14 protein-coding genes are annotated in these 17,364 nt (G+C 59.4%); 10 read left to right on the forward strand and 4 right to left on the reverse strand.

Annotated features, from left to right (window positions below; all coding sequences use genetic code 11):
• Positions 1 to 15 precede the first annotated feature (15 nt).
• Both ACTQYB_RS01320 and era read left to right on the forward strand, forming a co-directional pair.
• On the forward strand, positions 16 to 1,491 hold the full coding sequence (locus tag ACTQYB_RS01320) for a hemolysin family protein (protein ID WP_321046947.1): 1,476 nt from the start codon (positions 16 to 18) through the stop codon (positions 1,489 to 1,491).
• The gene (era, locus tag ACTQYB_RS01325; RefSeq protein WP_033505532.1) at positions 1,488 to 2,486 is read left to right on the forward strand and encodes a GTPase Era; all 999 of its coding nucleotides are present in this window, start codon (positions 1,488 to 1,490) and stop codon (positions 2,484 to 2,486) included. Before ACTQYB_RS01320 ends, era begins: the two co-directional genes overlap by 4 nt.
• A 172-nt stretch (positions 2,487 to 2,658) precedes the next feature.
• Here era and ACTQYB_RS01330 read toward each other — a convergent pair whose 3' ends face one another.
• On the reverse strand, positions 2,659 to 4,668 hold the full coding sequence (locus ACTQYB_RS01330) for an AMP-dependent synthetase/ligase (RefSeq protein ID WP_412170429.1): 2,010 nt from the start codon (positions 4,666 to 4,668) through the stop codon (positions 2,659 to 2,661).
• Positions 4,669 to 4,899: 231 nt separating this feature from the next.
• On the opposite strand from ACTQYB_RS01330, the gene ACTQYB_RS01335 reads away from it, so the two are divergent.
• Genes ACTQYB_RS01335 through ACTQYB_RS01345 form a run of 3 tightly spaced genes read left to right on the forward strand, consistent with a single transcriptional unit; the run spans position 4,900 to position 7,796 of the window.
• Positions 4,900 to 6,057 carry an NAD(P) transhydrogenase subunit alpha gene (locus ACTQYB_RS01335; protein ID WP_441481960.1) on the forward strand — a complete coding sequence of 386 codons (1,158 nt, stop codon included), beginning with the start codon at positions 4,900 to 4,902 and terminating at the stop codon, positions 6,055 to 6,057.
• A gap of 3 nt (positions 6,058 to 6,060) precedes the next feature.
• On the forward strand, positions 6,061 to 6,390 hold the full coding sequence (locus ACTQYB_RS01340) for an NAD(P) transhydrogenase subunit alpha (RefSeq protein ID WP_033505539.1): 330 nt from the start codon (positions 6,061 to 6,063) through the stop codon (positions 6,388 to 6,390).
• Positions 6,387 to 7,796: an NAD(P)(+) transhydrogenase (Re/Si-specific) subunit beta gene (locus tag ACTQYB_RS01345; RefSeq protein WP_441481961.1), complete on the forward strand. Its 1,410-nt coding sequence runs from the start codon at positions 6,387 to 6,389 to the stop codon at positions 7,794 to 7,796. Before ACTQYB_RS01340 ends, ACTQYB_RS01345 begins: the two co-directional genes overlap by 4 nt.
• 427 nt (positions 7,797 to 8,223) lie before the next feature.
• Here ACTQYB_RS01345 and ACTQYB_RS01350 read toward each other — a convergent pair whose 3' ends face one another.
• The gene (locus ACTQYB_RS01350) at positions 8,224 to 9,240 is read right to left on the reverse strand and encodes an alpha/beta hydrolase (RefSeq protein WP_441481962.1); all 1,017 of its coding nucleotides are present in this window, start codon (positions 9,238 to 9,240) and stop codon (positions 8,224 to 8,226) included.
• A 321-nt stretch (positions 9,241 to 9,561) separates the two neighbouring features.
• Between ACTQYB_RS01350 and ACTQYB_RS01355 the strand changes: the two genes are divergently transcribed.
• From ACTQYB_RS01355 to ACTQYB_RS01365, 3 genes are all read left to right on the forward strand, one after another.
• On the forward strand, positions 9,562 to 10,206 hold the full coding sequence (locus ACTQYB_RS01355; protein WP_441481963.1) for a 50S ribosomal protein L25/general stress protein Ctc: 645 nt from the start codon (positions 9,562 to 9,564) through the stop codon (positions 10,204 to 10,206).
• 223 nt (positions 10,207 to 10,429) lie between these two features.
• Complete coding sequence (locus tag ACTQYB_RS01360) at positions 10,430 to 11,557, forward strand: branched-chain amino acid aminotransferase (protein ID WP_033505550.1); 1,128 nt, start codon at positions 10,430 to 10,432, stop codon at positions 11,555 to 11,557.
• A 169-nt stretch (positions 11,558 to 11,726) separates the two neighbouring features.
• The gene (locus tag ACTQYB_RS01365; protein ID WP_441481964.1) at positions 11,727 to 12,464 is read left to right on the forward strand and encodes a trimeric intracellular cation channel family protein; all 738 of its coding nucleotides are present in this window, start codon (positions 11,727 to 11,729) and stop codon (positions 12,462 to 12,464) included.
• Between the two features lie 218 nt (positions 12,465 to 12,682).
• Here the strand turns inward: ACTQYB_RS01365 and rpsT are convergent, their stop codons facing one another.
• On the reverse strand, positions 12,683 to 12,943 hold the full coding sequence (gene rpsT, locus ACTQYB_RS01370; protein WP_015450517.1) for a 30S ribosomal protein S20: 261 nt from the start codon (positions 12,941 to 12,943) through the stop codon (positions 12,683 to 12,685).
• A 230-nt stretch (positions 12,944 to 13,173) separates the two neighbouring features.
• Between rpsT and lepA the strand changes: the two genes are divergently transcribed.
• Positions 13,174 to 15,054, forward strand: a complete 1,881-nt coding sequence (gene lepA, locus ACTQYB_RS01375) for a translation elongation factor 4 (RefSeq protein ID WP_404439522.1) — start codon at positions 13,174 to 13,176, stop codon at positions 15,052 to 15,054.
• 100 nt (positions 15,055 to 15,154) lie between these two features.
• Entirely contained in the window at positions 15,155 to 16,498 is a 1,344-nt protein-coding gene (gene hemW / locus ACTQYB_RS01380) for a radical SAM family heme chaperone HemW (RefSeq protein WP_441481965.1), read from the forward strand.
• Positions 16,499 to 16,581: 83 nt separating this feature from the next.
• Here the strand turns inward: hemW and ACTQYB_RS01385 are convergent, their stop codons facing one another.
• Positions 16,582 to 17,217 carry an endonuclease III domain-containing protein gene (locus ACTQYB_RS01385; protein ID WP_441481966.1) on the reverse strand — a complete coding sequence of 212 codons (636 nt, stop codon included), beginning with the start codon at positions 17,215 to 17,217 and terminating at the stop codon, positions 16,582 to 16,584.
• Positions 17,218 to 17,364 lie beyond the last annotated feature (147 nt).

Genomic DNA, 17,364 nt, shown 5'->3' on the forward strand with positions numbered 1-17,364 from the left:
TTCAGGGGGAATGAAATGCCTGATATGACTACGATTGTCTTGATTGCGTTGCTGGCCGTGGTAGCGGCGCTTCTGGTATGGCTGTCTTTGTCGATGGCAGCGGCGGAAGGCGCGGTGTCACGCGTCACTCGAGCCAGTCTGAACAATCGGATTTTGGAAGTCCAGACCGACCAGGAACTCACGCAGTTCTCACGCATGAAGAAAATCGATAAGATCCACAAGGTGCAGAGGCTTATCGCCGACCGGTTCGCCACATCGGGATCTTGTGCTTTCTTCCGTATCGTGTGCAACGTGTTCGACGGCGTGCTGGTGGCGAGCATCGTGTCTTTGTGCGGCGGTGTGCTGTGGGTGCAGCTGGTCAGCGGCATCGTGGCGGGCGTGTTTATCGGTGTGGTCTCCATCCTTGTCCGTCCTCGTTCCGCGGGTGCCGTCAAACCGGTCGATATCATGCTCAGGCACGTGCGTGTCGTGGGATTGGCTGTGGCGTTGACCCCGTTCGCCAAGGTTGGCGGCGACAAAGTCAACAAACGGCATCATCATGAGCAATCCGAACTGTCCGACGACGAGGAACTGGAGAAGTTGCAGCTCGAACAGGGGCGCGCAACCATCGATCGGCTGGTGGAAGCCAATGATTTCGACCCGGAAGTCTCCGAGATGCTGCGCAATGTACTGACCTTGTCTGAGACGCTGACCCGCGAAATCATGGTGCCGCGCACCGATATGATCTGCATCGAACGCGGCCAAAATCTTCAGGATTTCCTGCAATTGTGCTCCAGATCCGGGTTCTCCCGGGTCCCGGTCATCGGCGATGACGTTGACGATCTGGTCGGTATGGCCTACCTCAAGGATGCCGTACGCGCCACGGCCTTTAATCCTGATGCGATGACCCGCGATGTGGAAAGCATCATCCGCAATCCTATGCTTGTTCCGGAATCCAAGCCGGTCGATGACCTGTTCCACGAAATGCAACGTACACGGCAGCATGTCGCAATCGTGGTGGACGAATACGGCGGCATCGCCGGCATGGTCACCATCGAGGACACCATCGAGCAGATCGTCGGCGAACTTGAGGATGAGCACGACCGCACCCAGCACAGCGAACCTGAGCAAATCGGCGAACATACCTGGCGTATGCCCGCGAGGACGCCAATCGCCGATCTGGAGGATATTTTCGAGGTCGATATCGACGAGGACGATGTCGATACGGTCTATGGGTTGCTCACCAAACTGCTTGGTCGTGTCCCGATTGTCGGTGCTTCGGCGGTCACCCGTGGACTGCGCCTGACCGCAGTGGATTCGGCAGGAAGACGCAAAAAGGTCTCGACAATCGTCGTCGAACCGGCACACGTCGAGCCCGGCGAGGACACTGGTGGACAACAGCAAATCGGCGGTCAGCACGTCAATGACCGACATGACACGGAGCAGGACGGCCATCCATCCCAAGACGGACAGGACAACACCGCCAACCGCCACGAACAAGGAGCAGCATGAGCGAAAGCGATACCAGTACCGGACACGAACCGGCCCAACACGAGCCCGTCAAGGGTCACGACGTCTACCGGTCGGGATTCGTCGCGGTCGTAGGACGGCCGAATGTCGGCAAATCCACGTTGATGAACGCTTTGGTCGGCACACAGATTGCCATTGCCTCATCAAGGCCGGAAACGACCCGAAAAGCAATACGCGGCATCGTCACAACCGATAACGCCCAGCTGGTGTTGGTCGATACGCCTGGTATCCACCGCCCGCGGACTTTGCTCGGTCAGCGGCTCAATGATGTCGTTGAGGAATCCCTCGCTGATGTCGACGAAATCGCGTTCCTGCTTCCCGCCGACCAGGAAATCGGTCCCGGCGACAAACGTATCCTCAGCCGGTTGCGCTCTCAATTCGCCAAAAAACGCGATGACGGCAGCTTCGCATGGAAGATTCCGCTGATTGCAATTGTCACGAAAATCGATGAGCTCAATCGTCAGGAGCTGATCGAGAAACTCATCCAGGTCAATGAATTTGCCGATTTCACGGATATCGTCCCCGTCAGCGCCCTTGAGCACGACAATGTGTCTGAAGTGCGGGACGTCTTGATCGAGAACATGCCCGAAGGCCCGCAAATGTACCCGGCGGAACAGCTGACCGAGGAAAAGCCCGAATCAACTATCGCCGAACTTGTGCGTTGGGCTTTCCTTGAGGAGCTTGACGACGAACTGCCCCATTCGCTCGCGGTCGTCGTGGACAGCATCGAGTACCCCGACCCCGATGACCCCGAGAGCGACGGCAAAGCCCATGTTCTGGTTTCGATTTATGTCGAACGCGACTCGCAGAAGCCGATAATCATCGGTCACAAGGCCGAGCATCTGGTCAAGGTGCGCAAGAAACTGCGTACGCCAGTCAATCGTATCGTCGGTCAGAAAGCGAAACTCGACCTGCATGTCAAGGTCGCCAAGGACTGGCAGTCCGACCCGAAGAAGCTCGAACGACTTGGATTCTGATCCGGGACTCCAGTCGAGTCCCGGATCCGTCTGCACGCTTGCGTGGCAAGAGGTCTTAAAGATCCTGCCGTGAGCACGAAGTCAAGCGCCGAACGCGTACAACAACGATGATGGCCCGGCCCCAATAGCGGGGACCGGGCCATCATCATAACCGTCGCGAGGCTGCTCTTACTTACTGCTGCTTGCGCTTGGTGTACATCTGCGTGTTGAGCAGGGTCGCATACCGCTTGATGACCTTCGGGCGAATCACCTTCATCGAAGCGGTGAGCAGGCCGTTCCCCTGGGTGAATTCCTCGGGCAGGATAATGAACTTGCGTACGGATTCAGCGCGGGAGACGCCTTCGTTGGCCAGATCGACATATTTCTGGACTTCGGCGCGGACCACGGCGTTTCCGGCCGCCTCCTGCATCGACATGTCGGCGTTGAGCCCCTTGGATTTGAGCCAAGGACGCAGGGAATCCTCGTCAAGCGTGATAAGCGCCGAAATGAACGGACGCTTGTCGCCGAGCACCAGGGCCTGCGAAACAAATTCGCACCGCTGGATGGTTTCCTCGATCGGGCCGGGGGAGACGTTCTTGCCACCGGCGGTGATAATCAGATCCTTCTTGCGGCCGATGATGTACAGGAATCCATTATCGTCGAGATGACCCAAATCGCCGGTCGCATACCAACCATCCTGGGTGAAGGACGTTTCCGTCGCTTCCTCGTTCTTGTGATAGGCGTGGAACACCGACGCGCCCTTGACCTGAATCTCATTGTCGTCAGCGAGACGAATTGAGAAGCCTGGGAACGGGATACCAACGGAACCTTCATGGAACGGAACACCCAACGGATTGAATGCGCAGGGGGCGGTGGTTTCGGTCAGACCGTAGCCTTCATACACCGGGATACCAGCGCCGCGGAAGAAGGCGAGCAAATCCGGATCCAGCGGGGCGCCGCCGGTGACAATCCACTTGGCGCGGCCGCCGAGCACCTCTCGCAAGGACTTGTACACCAGCGGGTCGTAGGCAGCACGCTCCACACGCGTGAGCGTCGAAGCCTTGCCTTGATCGCTGATCTCCTTCATGAACTTCTGCGCGGTGACCACCGAAGCGGCGAACATGACACCCTTAGCGCCATGACCAGCCTTCTGCGAAGCGGCGTTGTAAATCTTCTCGAGGACACGCGGCACCACGATCATCACCGACGGACGGGAAACCTGCAAATCGCCGATCATGGTCTTGATGCCTTCGGCGATGTAGATATGCAGCTGGCTCGCCACGCAGATGTAGTTGATTGCACGGGCGAAAGAATGCGCCTGCGGAAGGAACAACAGAATCGTGTTCTTTTCGTCGTGCAACAGGTCAGGCATGTAGTCCGGCAGGTTGAGCGCGGTCGCACAATAATCCTCATGCGTCATCTCCACGCCCTTCGGCGCGGCGGTCGAACCGGACGTATACACGATTGAGCACAGATCGGTTTTCTTCACCGAATCGATGCGGGCGTCAAGCTCCTCATCGCTGACCGCGTCCGCATACGCCTGCAGCTCGTACAGGCCGCCGGTTTCGAAGCAGAAGATCTGCTCGAGCGTGGGGCATTCCTCCATCGCGCCGTCAGCCTTGTCACGCATGTCAGTGGTCTGTACGACCAAGAAGCGTGCATCGGAATTATCCACGATATTGCGGATCTGCTCCGCAGAATCAGTGTCATAGATGGTGGCCAACACGCCGCCGCACGCCATCACCGCCGCGTCGAACACATCCCACTCATAAGAGGTGCGGCACATGAACGCGACGCCGTCGCCCTTCTTCAGCCCATAATGCATGAGGCCCTTGGCCGTCACGCGCACCTCATGAAGGAATTCGTTGGCGGTTTTCGTCGTCCATTCGCCGTTGACCTTGAATGTGTACAGCGGCTTGTCGCCCATGCGCTTGGCGCGGTCGGCATAGATATCGTAGATGCTCCAACCGTCGTCCAGTGGAGGATTGCCGGCGGTGGAGGCTGTCAGACAACCCGTCTTCTGGTCGATGAACGTGGTTGTGGGATACCCTGGCCCCCATTCTGCGCTGTTTGGCAGATTGACCGGCATATCCGCGACTTCGATATCCTGCGGATCGATGTAGTCAGGATCGCCCGGCTGGTCGTCACTGACCGGATGGGTGAAATCCCCGCCAAGGCGCAGCGCCTTACGGGTGACTCTCATCGTTTGGTCCTTGATGGAATTGAGTAGGGACACGTCTCGCTCCTTGGCATTCACTTCAGCTATCAACCTTGTCATGATAGTCGAAAAAATCCCCCCCGTCACCTTACGGTTGCGTAGCTGAAGCGGCCGCAGGGCCGGCAGACGGAAGGACCGGCATCAACACCGGAGAAATAGGGTAGACTGTGCCCGTACCCCACGTACGCAATAGTAATGAAGCTAGAAAGGGCTGCTATGGCTGAACAACCAGAAGCCGGCGTGCAGTTCGGTGTCTTCAACGAGACGACCGAGCATGAACGGCGTGTGGCACTGACGCCTGACACTGTCGCAAGGCTGCGCAAAAAAGGCGTCGGATGTCTGATCGAACAGGGAGCGGGACTTGCCGCGCAATATACGGATGCCGATTACGAACGTGCCGGCGCTCGCGTGTGCGACCGGCAAACGGTGCTTGCCACGTGTGACGCCTTCGGATTCGTATCCCGGCCGGATGCCACGCTGGTTACCGCGATGCGTCCGGGGCAATGGGTTATCGGCATGCTCGGATCCTTCACCGATGACGCGTATATCGCGTCTCTTGCGCAGGCCGGACTGACCGCCGTCGCCATAGAACGCCTGCCCAGGCAGCTGAGCGCGGCGCAATCCATGGACGAGATGACCTCGCAGAATTCCGTCATGGGCTACAAGGCGGCACTCGTCGCAGCAAACGCCTACCAGTCCTTCCTTCCCATGATGACCACCGCAGCGGGCACCATCCGTCCTGCGAAGGTGCTGGTGTTGGGCGCTGGCATCGCCGGGCTCCAAGCAATCGGCACCGCCCGTCGACTCGGCGCGGTCGTCACTGCGTATGATGTCCGTCCGGCGTCCAAAGGCGAAGTCGAGTCCCTGGGCGCAAAATTCCTCGATCTCGGTCTTGATTTCTCAGCCGGCCAAGGGCAGGGCGGCTACGCACGTCAGCTCACCAAGGAGGAGCAGGCGGCGCAGCAGGCTGCGGTTGATGAGAAGGCAGCCCAGTTCGACATCGTGATCACCACCGCGAAAGTTCCCGGCCGCAAGCCGCCGATGCTGCTCACGGCGGCCGGCGTCAAGGCGTTGCATCGCGGAGCGGTTATCGTCGATTGCGCTGCGAGCGACCTTGGCGGCAATGTCGAAGGCTCTGTGGTCGGCACGCAAGTCACCGAAGGCGGTGTCACCATCATCGGAGCACCATATCTGGCATCTGATGTCGCGAACACAGCTTCGAACCTGCTGTCGCGCAATGTGGCTGACGTGCTGTCCCACTTCGTGCGCGACGGGCGTCTGAGAACGGTCGCCGGGGACGAGCTGGACGACGCCCTTGTGGTCGCCGGGCTCGAAGCGTCCGAAACCGAAGAATCAGGAAAGAAAGGGGAGTGACCCATGGATCCGCTTGTTGTATCCATCACGTTGTTCGTCCTGGCGTTGCTCATCGGCGTCGAAGTCATCGGCAAAGTGCCGGCGACGCTGCACACGCCGCTGATGTCAGGCGCGAATTCGATTCATGGCATCGTAATTGTAGGCGTGGTCATCGTCGCTGCGCAGGCGAATTCGCCGCTTGCATACGTGTTCGTGTTCCTCGCCGCGGTACTGGGCACGATGAACGTCGTCGGCGGATATGTGGTCACCGATCGCATGCTCGAGATGTTCAAGAGCTCCAAACCCACGAAATCCGCGGATGATTCCGACGCTGACGAGGAGGCCGGCAAGTGAACGCCATCGATACCGTAGCCTGGTTCGTATATCTGCTCTCGGCCGTGATGTTCGTCATCGGCCTGCACTTCATGAATTCACCGAAAACCGCCCGTCGCGGCAACCAGATCTCCGCCGTCGGCATGGTGATCGCCGTAATCATGGCTTTCGTACACTTGTTCGCCACTGGATACCGTTCTAGTATCGCGATCATCCTGTTGCTGCTGGGTATTGCGATCGGCGCGGTCGCCGGTGTCGTCAGCGCGAAAAAGGTGAAAATGACCGACATGCCGCAGCTGGTGTCGATTTTCAATACCGTCGGTGGCGGAGCAGCCGCACTGGTCGCGCTCAACGACATTCTCACCCCCGCCAAGGTGCCAGGGCTGGTGGTGTTGATCACCGCCGGGCTCGGCGTGGTTATCGGCTCGGTCACCTTCACCGGTTCATTGATCGCGGCAGGCAAGTTGCAAGGCGTGAAGTTCCTGCGCAAGCTGACGTTGCCCGGCAAAGGCTTCCTCAACGTGCTGTTCATCGTGCTGACCATCGCGTCCTTCGTGATGCTATGCGTGCAGCCTGGGCAACGCTTGCTGTGGGCGGTGCTCACCACAGTGTTCGCACTGGTGTACGGTCTGGTCTTCGTCATCCCGATCGGTGGCGCCGACATGCCGGTGGTCATCTCCGTGCTCAACGCGTGCACGGGTACCGCTGTAGCGATGAGTGGCTTGGCCATTGACAACGTCGCGCTCATCGTCGCCGGCGCCCTCGTGGGTGCCGCCGGCGTGACCCTGTCGATTCTCATGGCCCAAGCGATGAACAGGCCGCTGCATAGCGTGCTCGCCGGCGGATTCGGAGGCGCTTCGAACGCATCCGCCAACGACAACGGCCCCGAAGGCACCATGAAAGAGACCACGGCAGACGATGTCGCCGTCCAGCTCGTGTATGCGCAGAAGGTCATCTTCGTCCCCGGCTTCGGCCTCGCCCAGGCGCAGGCCCAACGCGAGCTCGCCGACCTCGGGGAGCTGCTCAAGGAGCATGGCGTGGAAGTGTCCTACGCGATTCACCCGGTCGCCGGCCGTATGCCGGGACATATGAACGTGCTGCTCGCCGAGGCGAACGTCCCGTATGACGAACTGGTGGACCTTGATGACATCAATCCGCAGTTCCCATCCGCCAATGTGGCTCTGGTCGTCGGCGCGAACGACGTGACCAATCCTGCGGCCCGCCGCCCTGGGACACCGGTTTCGGGCATGCCGATCCTCGACGTTGACCAGGCACAGCATGTGGTGGTCATGAAGCGCGGACGAGGACGCGGGTACGCTGGCATAGAGAACGAGCTGTATTTCGAAGACAACACGCAGATGCTGTTCGGCGATGCGAAAGCCGGACTGCAAGCCGTGATCGCGGCCGTCAAGGAGCTGTTGGCCTGATGTGTGTCCGCGCCTTGGAACACTGACAGGGAAAACTCCAGTGGACGGGGTTGCGCGTGTACCGCGACTCGGAAAACGGGCTTGGATACGACTGCTCATAGCGGTGTATCCAAGCCCGTTTGCTTTCCGCATCGGACGAGTGTCCAAAATCGCAACCATGATGTGGACATTCTGAATAGTGGTTTCTCGCCGGTTGGTAGCATCTCAATTACATCATCAAGGTTATCGTCCGCTACGGGAAAGCCCTCCGGTTCTTGGGCTTCCGGGTAGGTTTCATGTCCAGCTCGACAGCGTGACGGCGCACCAGAACACTGCTGGCCAAAAGCCGGTTCGTGTGTGTGATTTGGCGGTGTCGGCAAGTCCGTTCAAACGGCGGGCATGACGCGCCGCCTTTTCTTTTCGTCGCAAAGTTCGACGCCGCAAAGGGTCAGGCTATCCGCAACCCTTCTTCGACGATGGACTGCACCATACGCCAGTAGGTGTCCGGGTCTTTCACCGACGACAACGTATGTCCGGCGCCCGTTACGCTGAGCGTGAGACAATGCCGCCCGTGATAGGCGCTGACGATCCTGTCCATGAATTCATGCGGCACCAATTGGTCGGCTGTCCCGTGCACGCACAGCATCGGCACGTGGATACGCGACGTTGCACGCACGCAGTCGCCGTCAGTCAGCCCAAATCCCGCATGAATACGGCAGATGACGCTCATAGCGCCAAACATGGGTAGTCCGACAATCCGCGGCAACCTGAGCATCGACTTGGTCACATACCGCATCTCGTCGCTGATGCCTGAGTACCCACTGTCCTCGATCACCGCCTTCACCTGTGCAGGAAGATCAGGCTCGCCCGCGGCGAGCATCACCGCCGCGGCGCCCATCGAGTTGCCATGCAGAATGATCTGCGCATCTGGATCGCCTCTGACCACAAGATTGATCCAACGCATCACATCACGCCGGTCAAGATACCCCATGCCGACATATCTTCCTTGGCTGCGCTCATGTGCCCGCAAAGCGGGTAGCAGTACTGTGCATCCCATACGCGCGTACCGCAACGCGTATCTCGCCATTTCCTGCGGTTCCCCGCAAAAACCATGGCAGCATATCGCGTACAGATGCGGCTTCGGATCAAGCCTGTCGGGATCCAACACCCATGCGTGCAGACGCAATCCGTCTTCGCTGTAAGTAGTCAGGGACTGACGGGTCGCCTGGAACCACTGAACCGCGTCACGCTGTTCATCATTGTCCTGTTGCTTGAGCTGCTCGCCAATCTCTTCAATCGCGCGCTTGTTGCTTTTGATGAACAAAGGCGAACGCACATCGCAAGCGGTGCGGAACGCCGCATCGCCAAGCGCGAACATCCCAGCGCCTATGGCCGCCGACGTGGCAGCGGCACCGATGCCGATATGCTTGATTGCTGACCTGTGAGTCTTCTCAGTCGCGGACATGTCCACTCCGTTCCTTGCCGATGTACTGTCTTCTATTCTAATGATGGTGACGGTCTGGAATCGATATATGCGAACCGCGGGTCAATCATCCATGGCGCGTCGCATCGTGGCCGAACACGTCCATACCCATGTGTATATAAGAAGAGTTGCTTTGGCGGACTTGTTCGCCACGCTTTGGCGAGGGAGGCGCACGTCTCCGTTATCGACTCGGCTGATGGCACGGCATCTTTCGGTGTCCGGGAATCGGCGCGTCGGCGCGCCGAAACAACACCGGACTTGGAACAATCCTTGCTCCGGAAGATCACTATGAAGGAGAGCCATATGGCAACCAACACCATCACCCTCGAAGGCGAAGTCCGCGACCAGTTCGGCAAGGGCGTCGCCCGCCGTCTGCGTGTGGCCAACAAGATCCCGGCCACCATCTATGCCGGTGGCAATCAGCCGGTGTTCGTCACCCTCCCGATGAAGGAGACCACCCTGGCGCTGCGTCACACTAACGCGCTGTTCACCATCAACTATGGCGGCGAATCCAAGATCGCAGTCGTCAAGGACGTGCAGCGCAACCCTGTCAAGCGCATCGTCGAGCATGTCGATTTCTACGAGGTCAAGGCCGGCGAGAAGATCGACGTCGAGGTCCCAGTCTTCGTCGAAGGCACCCCGAAGGGCGCTGCCGTCGCATTCGTCGACATCCAGGAGCTCAAGGTTCGCGCCGATGTGTCCAACCTGCCTGAGCGTATCGTCATTGACGTTGACGGCATGACCGACGGCACCAAGGTGTTCGCCAAGGACGTCAAGCTGCCGGAAGGCGCCGAGCTCAACATCGACGATCCGGAAGAGTCCGTGGTCACCGTCGAGGTGCCTGAGGATGCCACCGAGTCCACCGCCGAGACTGCTGACACCACTGCGGCCGCTCCTGCCGCTGACGCCGCAGCCCCTGCTGACGACGCCGCAGCAGACAACAAGTGATTGAACCCGTCGGGGCTTTCGGTTCATATGCCAGGCCCGCGACGGTACCGTCCAAGGACCCCGCCTTCATGGCGGGGTTCCGCATTTTCCGGCTCTTTCATAATGTGAACCTCTTCACACATTCGTCCCAAACCTGTGCGAGAGTAATCTCAGAGCCGGTGCCACAAGTACCAGCGCAACATACGCAATACCGTGATAACGGTTGATTCAAGAAGAAGTTATTATGACTGAACAATCACATCATGATCCCGCGCAACTCAACAAGCTCGCCGACGAATTCACCGTCCTGCCGAACGATCACCCGGCTTCGGACGCCAAGCGTCAGGAGCTGATCGACAAGCCGGCTTTCGGTCAGATTTTCTCTGACAACATGGCTCATATGACGTGGACCGACGGCGAAGGCTGGTCCGATCGCCGTATCGAACCGTACGGCCCGCTCAAGATGGATCCGGGCGCTTCCGTGCTGCACTATGCCCAGGAATGCTTCGAAGGCCTCAAGGCGTATCATCACGCCGACGGCTCGATCTGGCTGTTCCGTCCGGATGCGAACGCCGAGCGTTTCCAGAACTCCGCCAAGCGTCTGTATCTGCCTGAGCTGCCGATTGACGATTTCCTCGGCTCCGTGGCCGCGCTGGTCCGTCGTGATGCCAAATGGGTGCCTACCCGCCGTGAGTACACTCTGTACATGCGTCCGTTCATGTTCGCCTCCGAGCCGTTCCTTGGCGTGCGTGCTCCGAAGGAAGTCGATTATTGCGTGATTGCCTCCCCGTCCGGCCCGTACTTCCCGGGCGGCGTGAAGCCGGTCAGCATCTGGATCGAAGACAAGTGGTTCCGCGTCGGTCCCGGCGGCACCGGTTTCGCCAAGTGCGGCGGCAACTATGCCGCCTCGTTGCTCGGCGAATATACGGGTATTAAGAACGGTTGCGAGCAGGTGTGCTTCGTGGATGCCGCGACCAAGACCTACCTTGAGGAGCTCGGTGGCATGAACATGTTCATCGTGCACAAGGACGGCCATCTCGAGACCCCGTCGCTCACCGGCAACATTCTGCCGGGTGTGACCCGTCGTTCGATCATCCAGCTCGCGCAGGATGACGGCCACGATGTGGTTGAGGGCATGATCAAGTTCGATCAGCTGGTCGAGGACATCAAGTCCGGCGAAGTCACCGAGGTGTTCGCATGCGGTACCGCGGCGATTATCACGCCGATCGGACGCTTCAAGTCCAACGACATCGACGTGACCGTCGCCGACGGCGGTTCCGGCGAACTGACCATGAAGCTGCGCAACCAGCTGCTGGGCATTCAGCTTGGCGAGATTGAAGATCCGCACAACTGGATGTGGAAGGTCTGCTGAGACCAAACACATTGGCCGAAACCCATACCGCTTCGGCAGTCTAGCAACAGGGCGATTCCCTTCGGGGGGAGTCGCCCTGTTGCGGTATATAGAAAGAAACCCGTGCTTGTTAGCACCCGCGAATCACCCAGTGTCCCACCGCTGCGACAACACCGTGCAACCAGGAGGCATGACCATGACCGTCACCGTCACGCTTGAAAGCAACGGCTTCTTCCTCGGTATCGAATATGTCGCCGTGTTCTGTTGCGGGCTGCTGGGCGGGCTGGCCGCAGTTCGCAAACATTACGACCTATTCGCCATCGTGCTGACGACATGGTTGACAGCGTTGGGCGGGGGATTGGTGCGCGATATGGTGCTGGGAGCGCTTCCCCCGGTCGGCATCTCGGATAAGGGCATGGTACTCACCACGCTTGCCGCGGGGCTGATTGTCGCCGTCATCCATCCAGAGGTGGACCGGCTCAAATGGCTGATGCTGGTCCTTGACGCGTTGGCTTTGGGGCTCTTCGCCGTCAATGGTACGCAAAAGGCGCTGATGTACGGTACAAGCGGGATGACAGCGGTATTCCTCGGCATGTTCACTGCTTTGGCCGGCGGACTGATTCGTGACACGCTGCTCAATGAAGTGCCGATGGTCGTCCGCGACCGCCACTGGTATGCCTTCCCCTCGTTGGTGGGATGCCTGTTGACGGTGTTGTCATATCGTCTAGAAATGCATGCGATTATCACCTACGGCGGTGAGATTGCGTTCGATGTGGCCATTGTCGTGTTGGTCGTGCTCATGCGTGTCTTGTCCGTGAAGTTCGATATCAAGCTTCCGGGTGCCGTACCCAGGGAACACCCGGTCTCCATACCCGAAGCGATGCGTCACCCGTATCACCATCATGGCGATGATGCGCAGCAGCAATAACAGACTCAACACAGCGAATATCAGCCGCGCAACAAAAAAGTAGTTTCTATGCGGAGACATCGCCGTTGCATAGTTCCAGTCGCATGATGATACCCTGATGGCTGCTGATGAGAAAGAAAACATGAGGGGTGCCCCGCGATCGATGCGGGACACCCCTCAGTTCGGAATCCGTGTTTCGGAAACCTCATCAGCGCTCACAAGATGCAAGCGCTTAAAGGTCACAGTGCGTTGATAGCGCGAGCGAGACCGGACTTGCGGTTCGCGGCCTGGTTCTTGTGAATCACGCCTGCGCCGGCAGCCTTGTCGAGCTTCTGAGCTGCGAGCTTGTACGCTTCTTCAGCCTGAGCCTTGTCGCCAGCGGCGATGGCTTCACGGGTGCGACGAACGACGGTCTTCAGGCCGGACTTCACCGACACGTTGCGCTTGTGCGCCTTCTCATTAGTCAGGACGCGCTTCTTCTGCGACTTGATGTTTGCCAATGTAACTCCAAACGACGGTTGCTATAAGGACATACAGGCGTTTATGATACCACGGGACCGGGATAACGCGCCGACAATGACGCGCGATAGCGCAACGCGGCGGAATCTTTTGCCGTGTGGAGCCGGTAGACTAGAACAATTGGAATGTCCCCGACATGCGGAGACGGGCGGCAACCGCCCACGACCGACAACCAACCGGCGCACAACGTACGGGAAAAGGAGAACGCTCAGTGATTGAACCGAAGAACAAACCCGGCTATACCGATCAGTCGCTGATCCGCAACTTCTGCATCATCGCGCATATCGACCACGGCAAATCCACCGTTGCCGACCGAATCCTCCAACTGTCCGGCATCGTCCCGCAACGTGAAATGCACGACCGTTTCCTCGACCGCATGGATATCGAGCAGGAACGCGGCATCACCATCAAGTCACAGGCCGTCCGCGTGCCGTGGACCGTCGACGGCACGGAATACACCCTCGGCATGATCGACACGCCCGGCCATGTGGATTTCACCTATGAGGTTTCGCGCGCTCTGGCGGCTTGTGAGGGCGCGGTACTGCTGGTGGATGCCACGCAGGGCATCGAAGCGCAGACCTTGTCCAACCTTTATATGGCGATTGACCATGACTTGACCATCATCCCCGTGCTCAACAAGATTGACTTGCCCAGCGCGGAACCCGATAAACACGCCGAGGAAATCGCCGGCCTCATCGGGTGCAAGCCCCAGGATGTGCTCAGGGTGTCCGGCAAGACCGGCGAGGGCGTCGCCGATCTGCTCGACACCATCGTCATGGATGTGCCCGCACCACATGGCGACCCCAAGGCGCCAGCCCGAGCACTCATCTTCGATTCCGTCTACGACTCCTACCGCGGCATCGTCACGTACATCCGTATGGTGGACGGCGAGCTGAAATCACGCGAGAAACTGCACATGATGGGCATCGGCATGACGCACGACCCCATCGAAATCGGCGTCATCAGCCCAGACATGACGCCTACCAAAGCGCTGGGGGCAGGCGAGGTCGGCTATGTGATCACCGGAGCGAAGGATGTCAGCCAGTCGAAAGTCGGCGACACCATCACATCCGCCATCAAACCGGCGAGCGAGCCGTTGCCCGGATACCGCGACCCCAAACCCATGGTGTATGCCGGCCTGTTCCCGATCGACAACGCGCAATTCCCGGAATTGCGTGACGCACTTGACAAACTGAAACTCAACGACGCCGCGCTGATTTACGAACCCGAGACCTCGGTCGCCTTGGGATTCGGCTTCCGTTGCGGATTCCTCGGCCTGCTGCATATGGAAATCGTCTGCGAGCGCTTGGAACGCGAATTCGGGCTCGATCTCATCTCCACCGCGCCGAGCGTACCGTACGAGGTCACGGCGGAGGACGGCACCGTGCATCATGTCACCAATCCGAGTGAATTCCCCGAAGGCAAAATCAAGAAAATCGTCGAGCCGATGGTCGCCGCAGATATCATCACGCCGAAGGAATTCATCGGTTCGGTGATGGACTTGTGCCAGGAGCATCGCGGCGAAATGGGCGATATGGAATATCTAAGCCCTGAGCGTGTTGAGATGCATTATCGTATTCCGCTCGCGGAGATTGTGTTCGATTTCTTCGACCAGCTCAAGAGCCGCACCAAGGGCTATGCTTCGCTCGATTACCATGAGGACGGCGAACAGGCGGCTGATTTGGTCAAGGTCGATATCCTGATTCAGGGCGAGAAGGTCGATGCGTTCAGCGCCATCGTGCACCGGGACAAGGCGTATTCCTACGGCGTCATGATGACCAAGAAACTGCGCGAGCTTATTCCTCGCCAGCAGTTCGAAATCCCGATTCAGGCGGCAATCGGTTCGAGGATCATCGCGCGCGAGAATATCAGGGCTTTGCGCAAGGACGTGCTGGCAAAGTGCTATGGCGGCGACATCACGCGTAAGCGTAAGCTGCTGGAGAAGCAGAAAGCCGGCAAGAAGCGCATGAAGATGCTCGGCCACGTGGAAGTGCCACAAGAGGCGTTCATCGCGGCGCTTTCCACCGGTGAGGCTGGCAATGACCGCGATACGAAAGACAAGATCCGCGCTGCGCAGAAGGCGGATAACTGAGTAGACGGCAGGCCCGCAGACACGGCGGGCCTGGGGGAGCGCCGTCTGATTCGCCTATGAGACGAATCGATCGACGGCATGATGTGGATTGTGATATGGCATGACGTTCGAGGTGTACATCCACGTGCCTTTTTGTATGAGGCGCTGCGGGTACTGCGATTTCAACACCTATACGGCTCGTGATTTGGGCGAGGGGGCGTCTCGCGGCAATTACGCGCGGATGGCGGTTCGCGAGATGGAGCTGGTGCGTGCGTGGCAGGCAGCGCATGACATCCGTGAGCAGAAGGCGGCTACGGTGTTTTTCGGCGGCGGCACGCCCACGATTCTTCCCGCCGCTGACTTGGTCGCCATGCTCGACGCGGTGCGTCACATCTGGGGGATTGAGCCTGACGCGGAAATCACGACCGAGGCGAATCCGGACACTGTCGACGCCGACTATATCAAACGGCTTGCCGACGGCGGGTTCACGAGGATTTCGTTCGGCATGCAGTCCGCCGTGCCCCATGTGCTCGCCACCCTTGACCGACGGCATACCCCAGCGAATGTGGAGGCTGGTTTGCGGGCGGCCGATGCATGCGGGCTGCGTTCCAGTGTGGATCTGATTTATGGGGCGCCGGGGGAGAGCTTGGAGGATTGGCGCACATCCGTGCGCACGGCGATAGATTTTGGCGTGAATCATGTTTCCGCATATGCGCTGACCATCGCCCCACACACCAAGATGGGCCGGATGATCGCCGCCGGCGATCTTCCCCAACCCAGTGATGATGATGAGGCGGCGAAATACGAAATCGCCGATGAGGCTTTCGCCGACGCCGGGTTGCACTGGTATGAGATCAGCAATTGGGCGCGGCTTGGCTACGAGTCGCGCCACAACTTGGGGTATTGGCGTAACGTCGATTGGGCTGGTATAGGGCCCGGCGCACATTCGCATTACCGGTTGGGCGGGGAAGCTGCCGGGGTGGCGAGCAGCAGCTTGGAAAACGGGGTTAGCGACAATCCCAAGTCAAAGGATCTTGGTGCAGATGATGCGGTTGCGCGTCATGATGATGCCGGGTTCCGCAAGACCGCGGCGGCCGCCCCCGGCACCTCAAGCATATCGGTGGCAGCCGGTGCCGTCGGCTTGCGTGCTTGGGACATTGCCCATCCACGCGCTTGGGCGCATGCGATCAACGCCGGCACCGTGCCATGGGGTGGCTGCGAAGGCATCACGGCCCAGGAAGACCGCGAGGAGACGCTCATGCTGGGGTTGCGCTTGCGAGAAGGCTTCGACACGTCGCGTTTCGCGGGCATCATTCCCGATGAAGCGTGGGTCTCTTTGCAATCCGAAGGGCTGATCACATTGGCGCCCGGTCCGCGTGCCGGTCAAGGGTGCATCGCCGTGCCCACGCTACGCGGCCGGTTGTTGAACGACCTCATCATCGAGCATCTGTTCGATTACCTGTGACGCGCCGATAGAAGGCGCAACTGCCGTATACCGCCCGGTGACACGGAAATCGAGACGCCATTCAGGCTTCGCCGATGGCATGCTCAGAGAGCCCGTCCAGGGCATACCTCGCTGAACACGCAGCCTTCGCACACCGGCTGCTTGCGGCAATGGTTCTTGCCATGTTCGAGCAGCAGCCAGTGGTACCACCCGTAGACCCGGTAATCGGCGGGCAGGCCGGATTCGAAGAAGCGGCGGATTTGCCGGTCATCGCTGAACCTGTACCCCATGCGGTCAAGGAAGCGGCGCGTGTAGGCGTCGATGACGAACGACGGCTTGTGCAGCGCGAACACGAGCATCGCGTCCGCGGTTTCCGCACCGATACCCTTCAAACCCAGCAGTTCGCGCCGCAGCCGATGCTGGTCTGCTGTTCGCGCCTGTTCGATGTCGAAGCCATACCCGCGATACCATTCGGTGACGCCACGGATCGTCGCCGCCTTCGCCTTCATGAAACCGCACGGGCGAATCATCTCCTGCAGCTGCTCGACAGGCATCGTCAGCACGGTGGAGGGCTCCGGTTTACCCCATGCGGTAAGCGCCTTCTCCACCTGCGTCCACGCCGTGTTCTGCACGAGGACGGCGCTGACCATGATTTCGTATGGCGTGCCCGGCCACCATCGCGGCTTGCCGTAGCCTTCGACCAGTCTGTCGTAGACCTGCTGCGCTGTCAACCGTTCCATGATCAATCCCGTCTCATCGCGTTATCACGAGCGCCGCCCGCAGTGATGCATTCGGCTCGCGCTGTGTTCACGGTGTTCAGCATATCGCTGAGCGTATCACTGAATCATTCCGGACGGTCACGGTGCCATGCAAGGATGGAACCGGCA

This window comes from Bifidobacterium sp. LCP19S3_E9, from assembly GCF_052121135.1.
In the GTDB taxonomy this organism is placed as follows: Bacteria; Actinomycetota; Actinomycetes; order Actinomycetales; family Bifidobacteriaceae; genus Bifidobacterium; species Bifidobacterium thermacidophilum.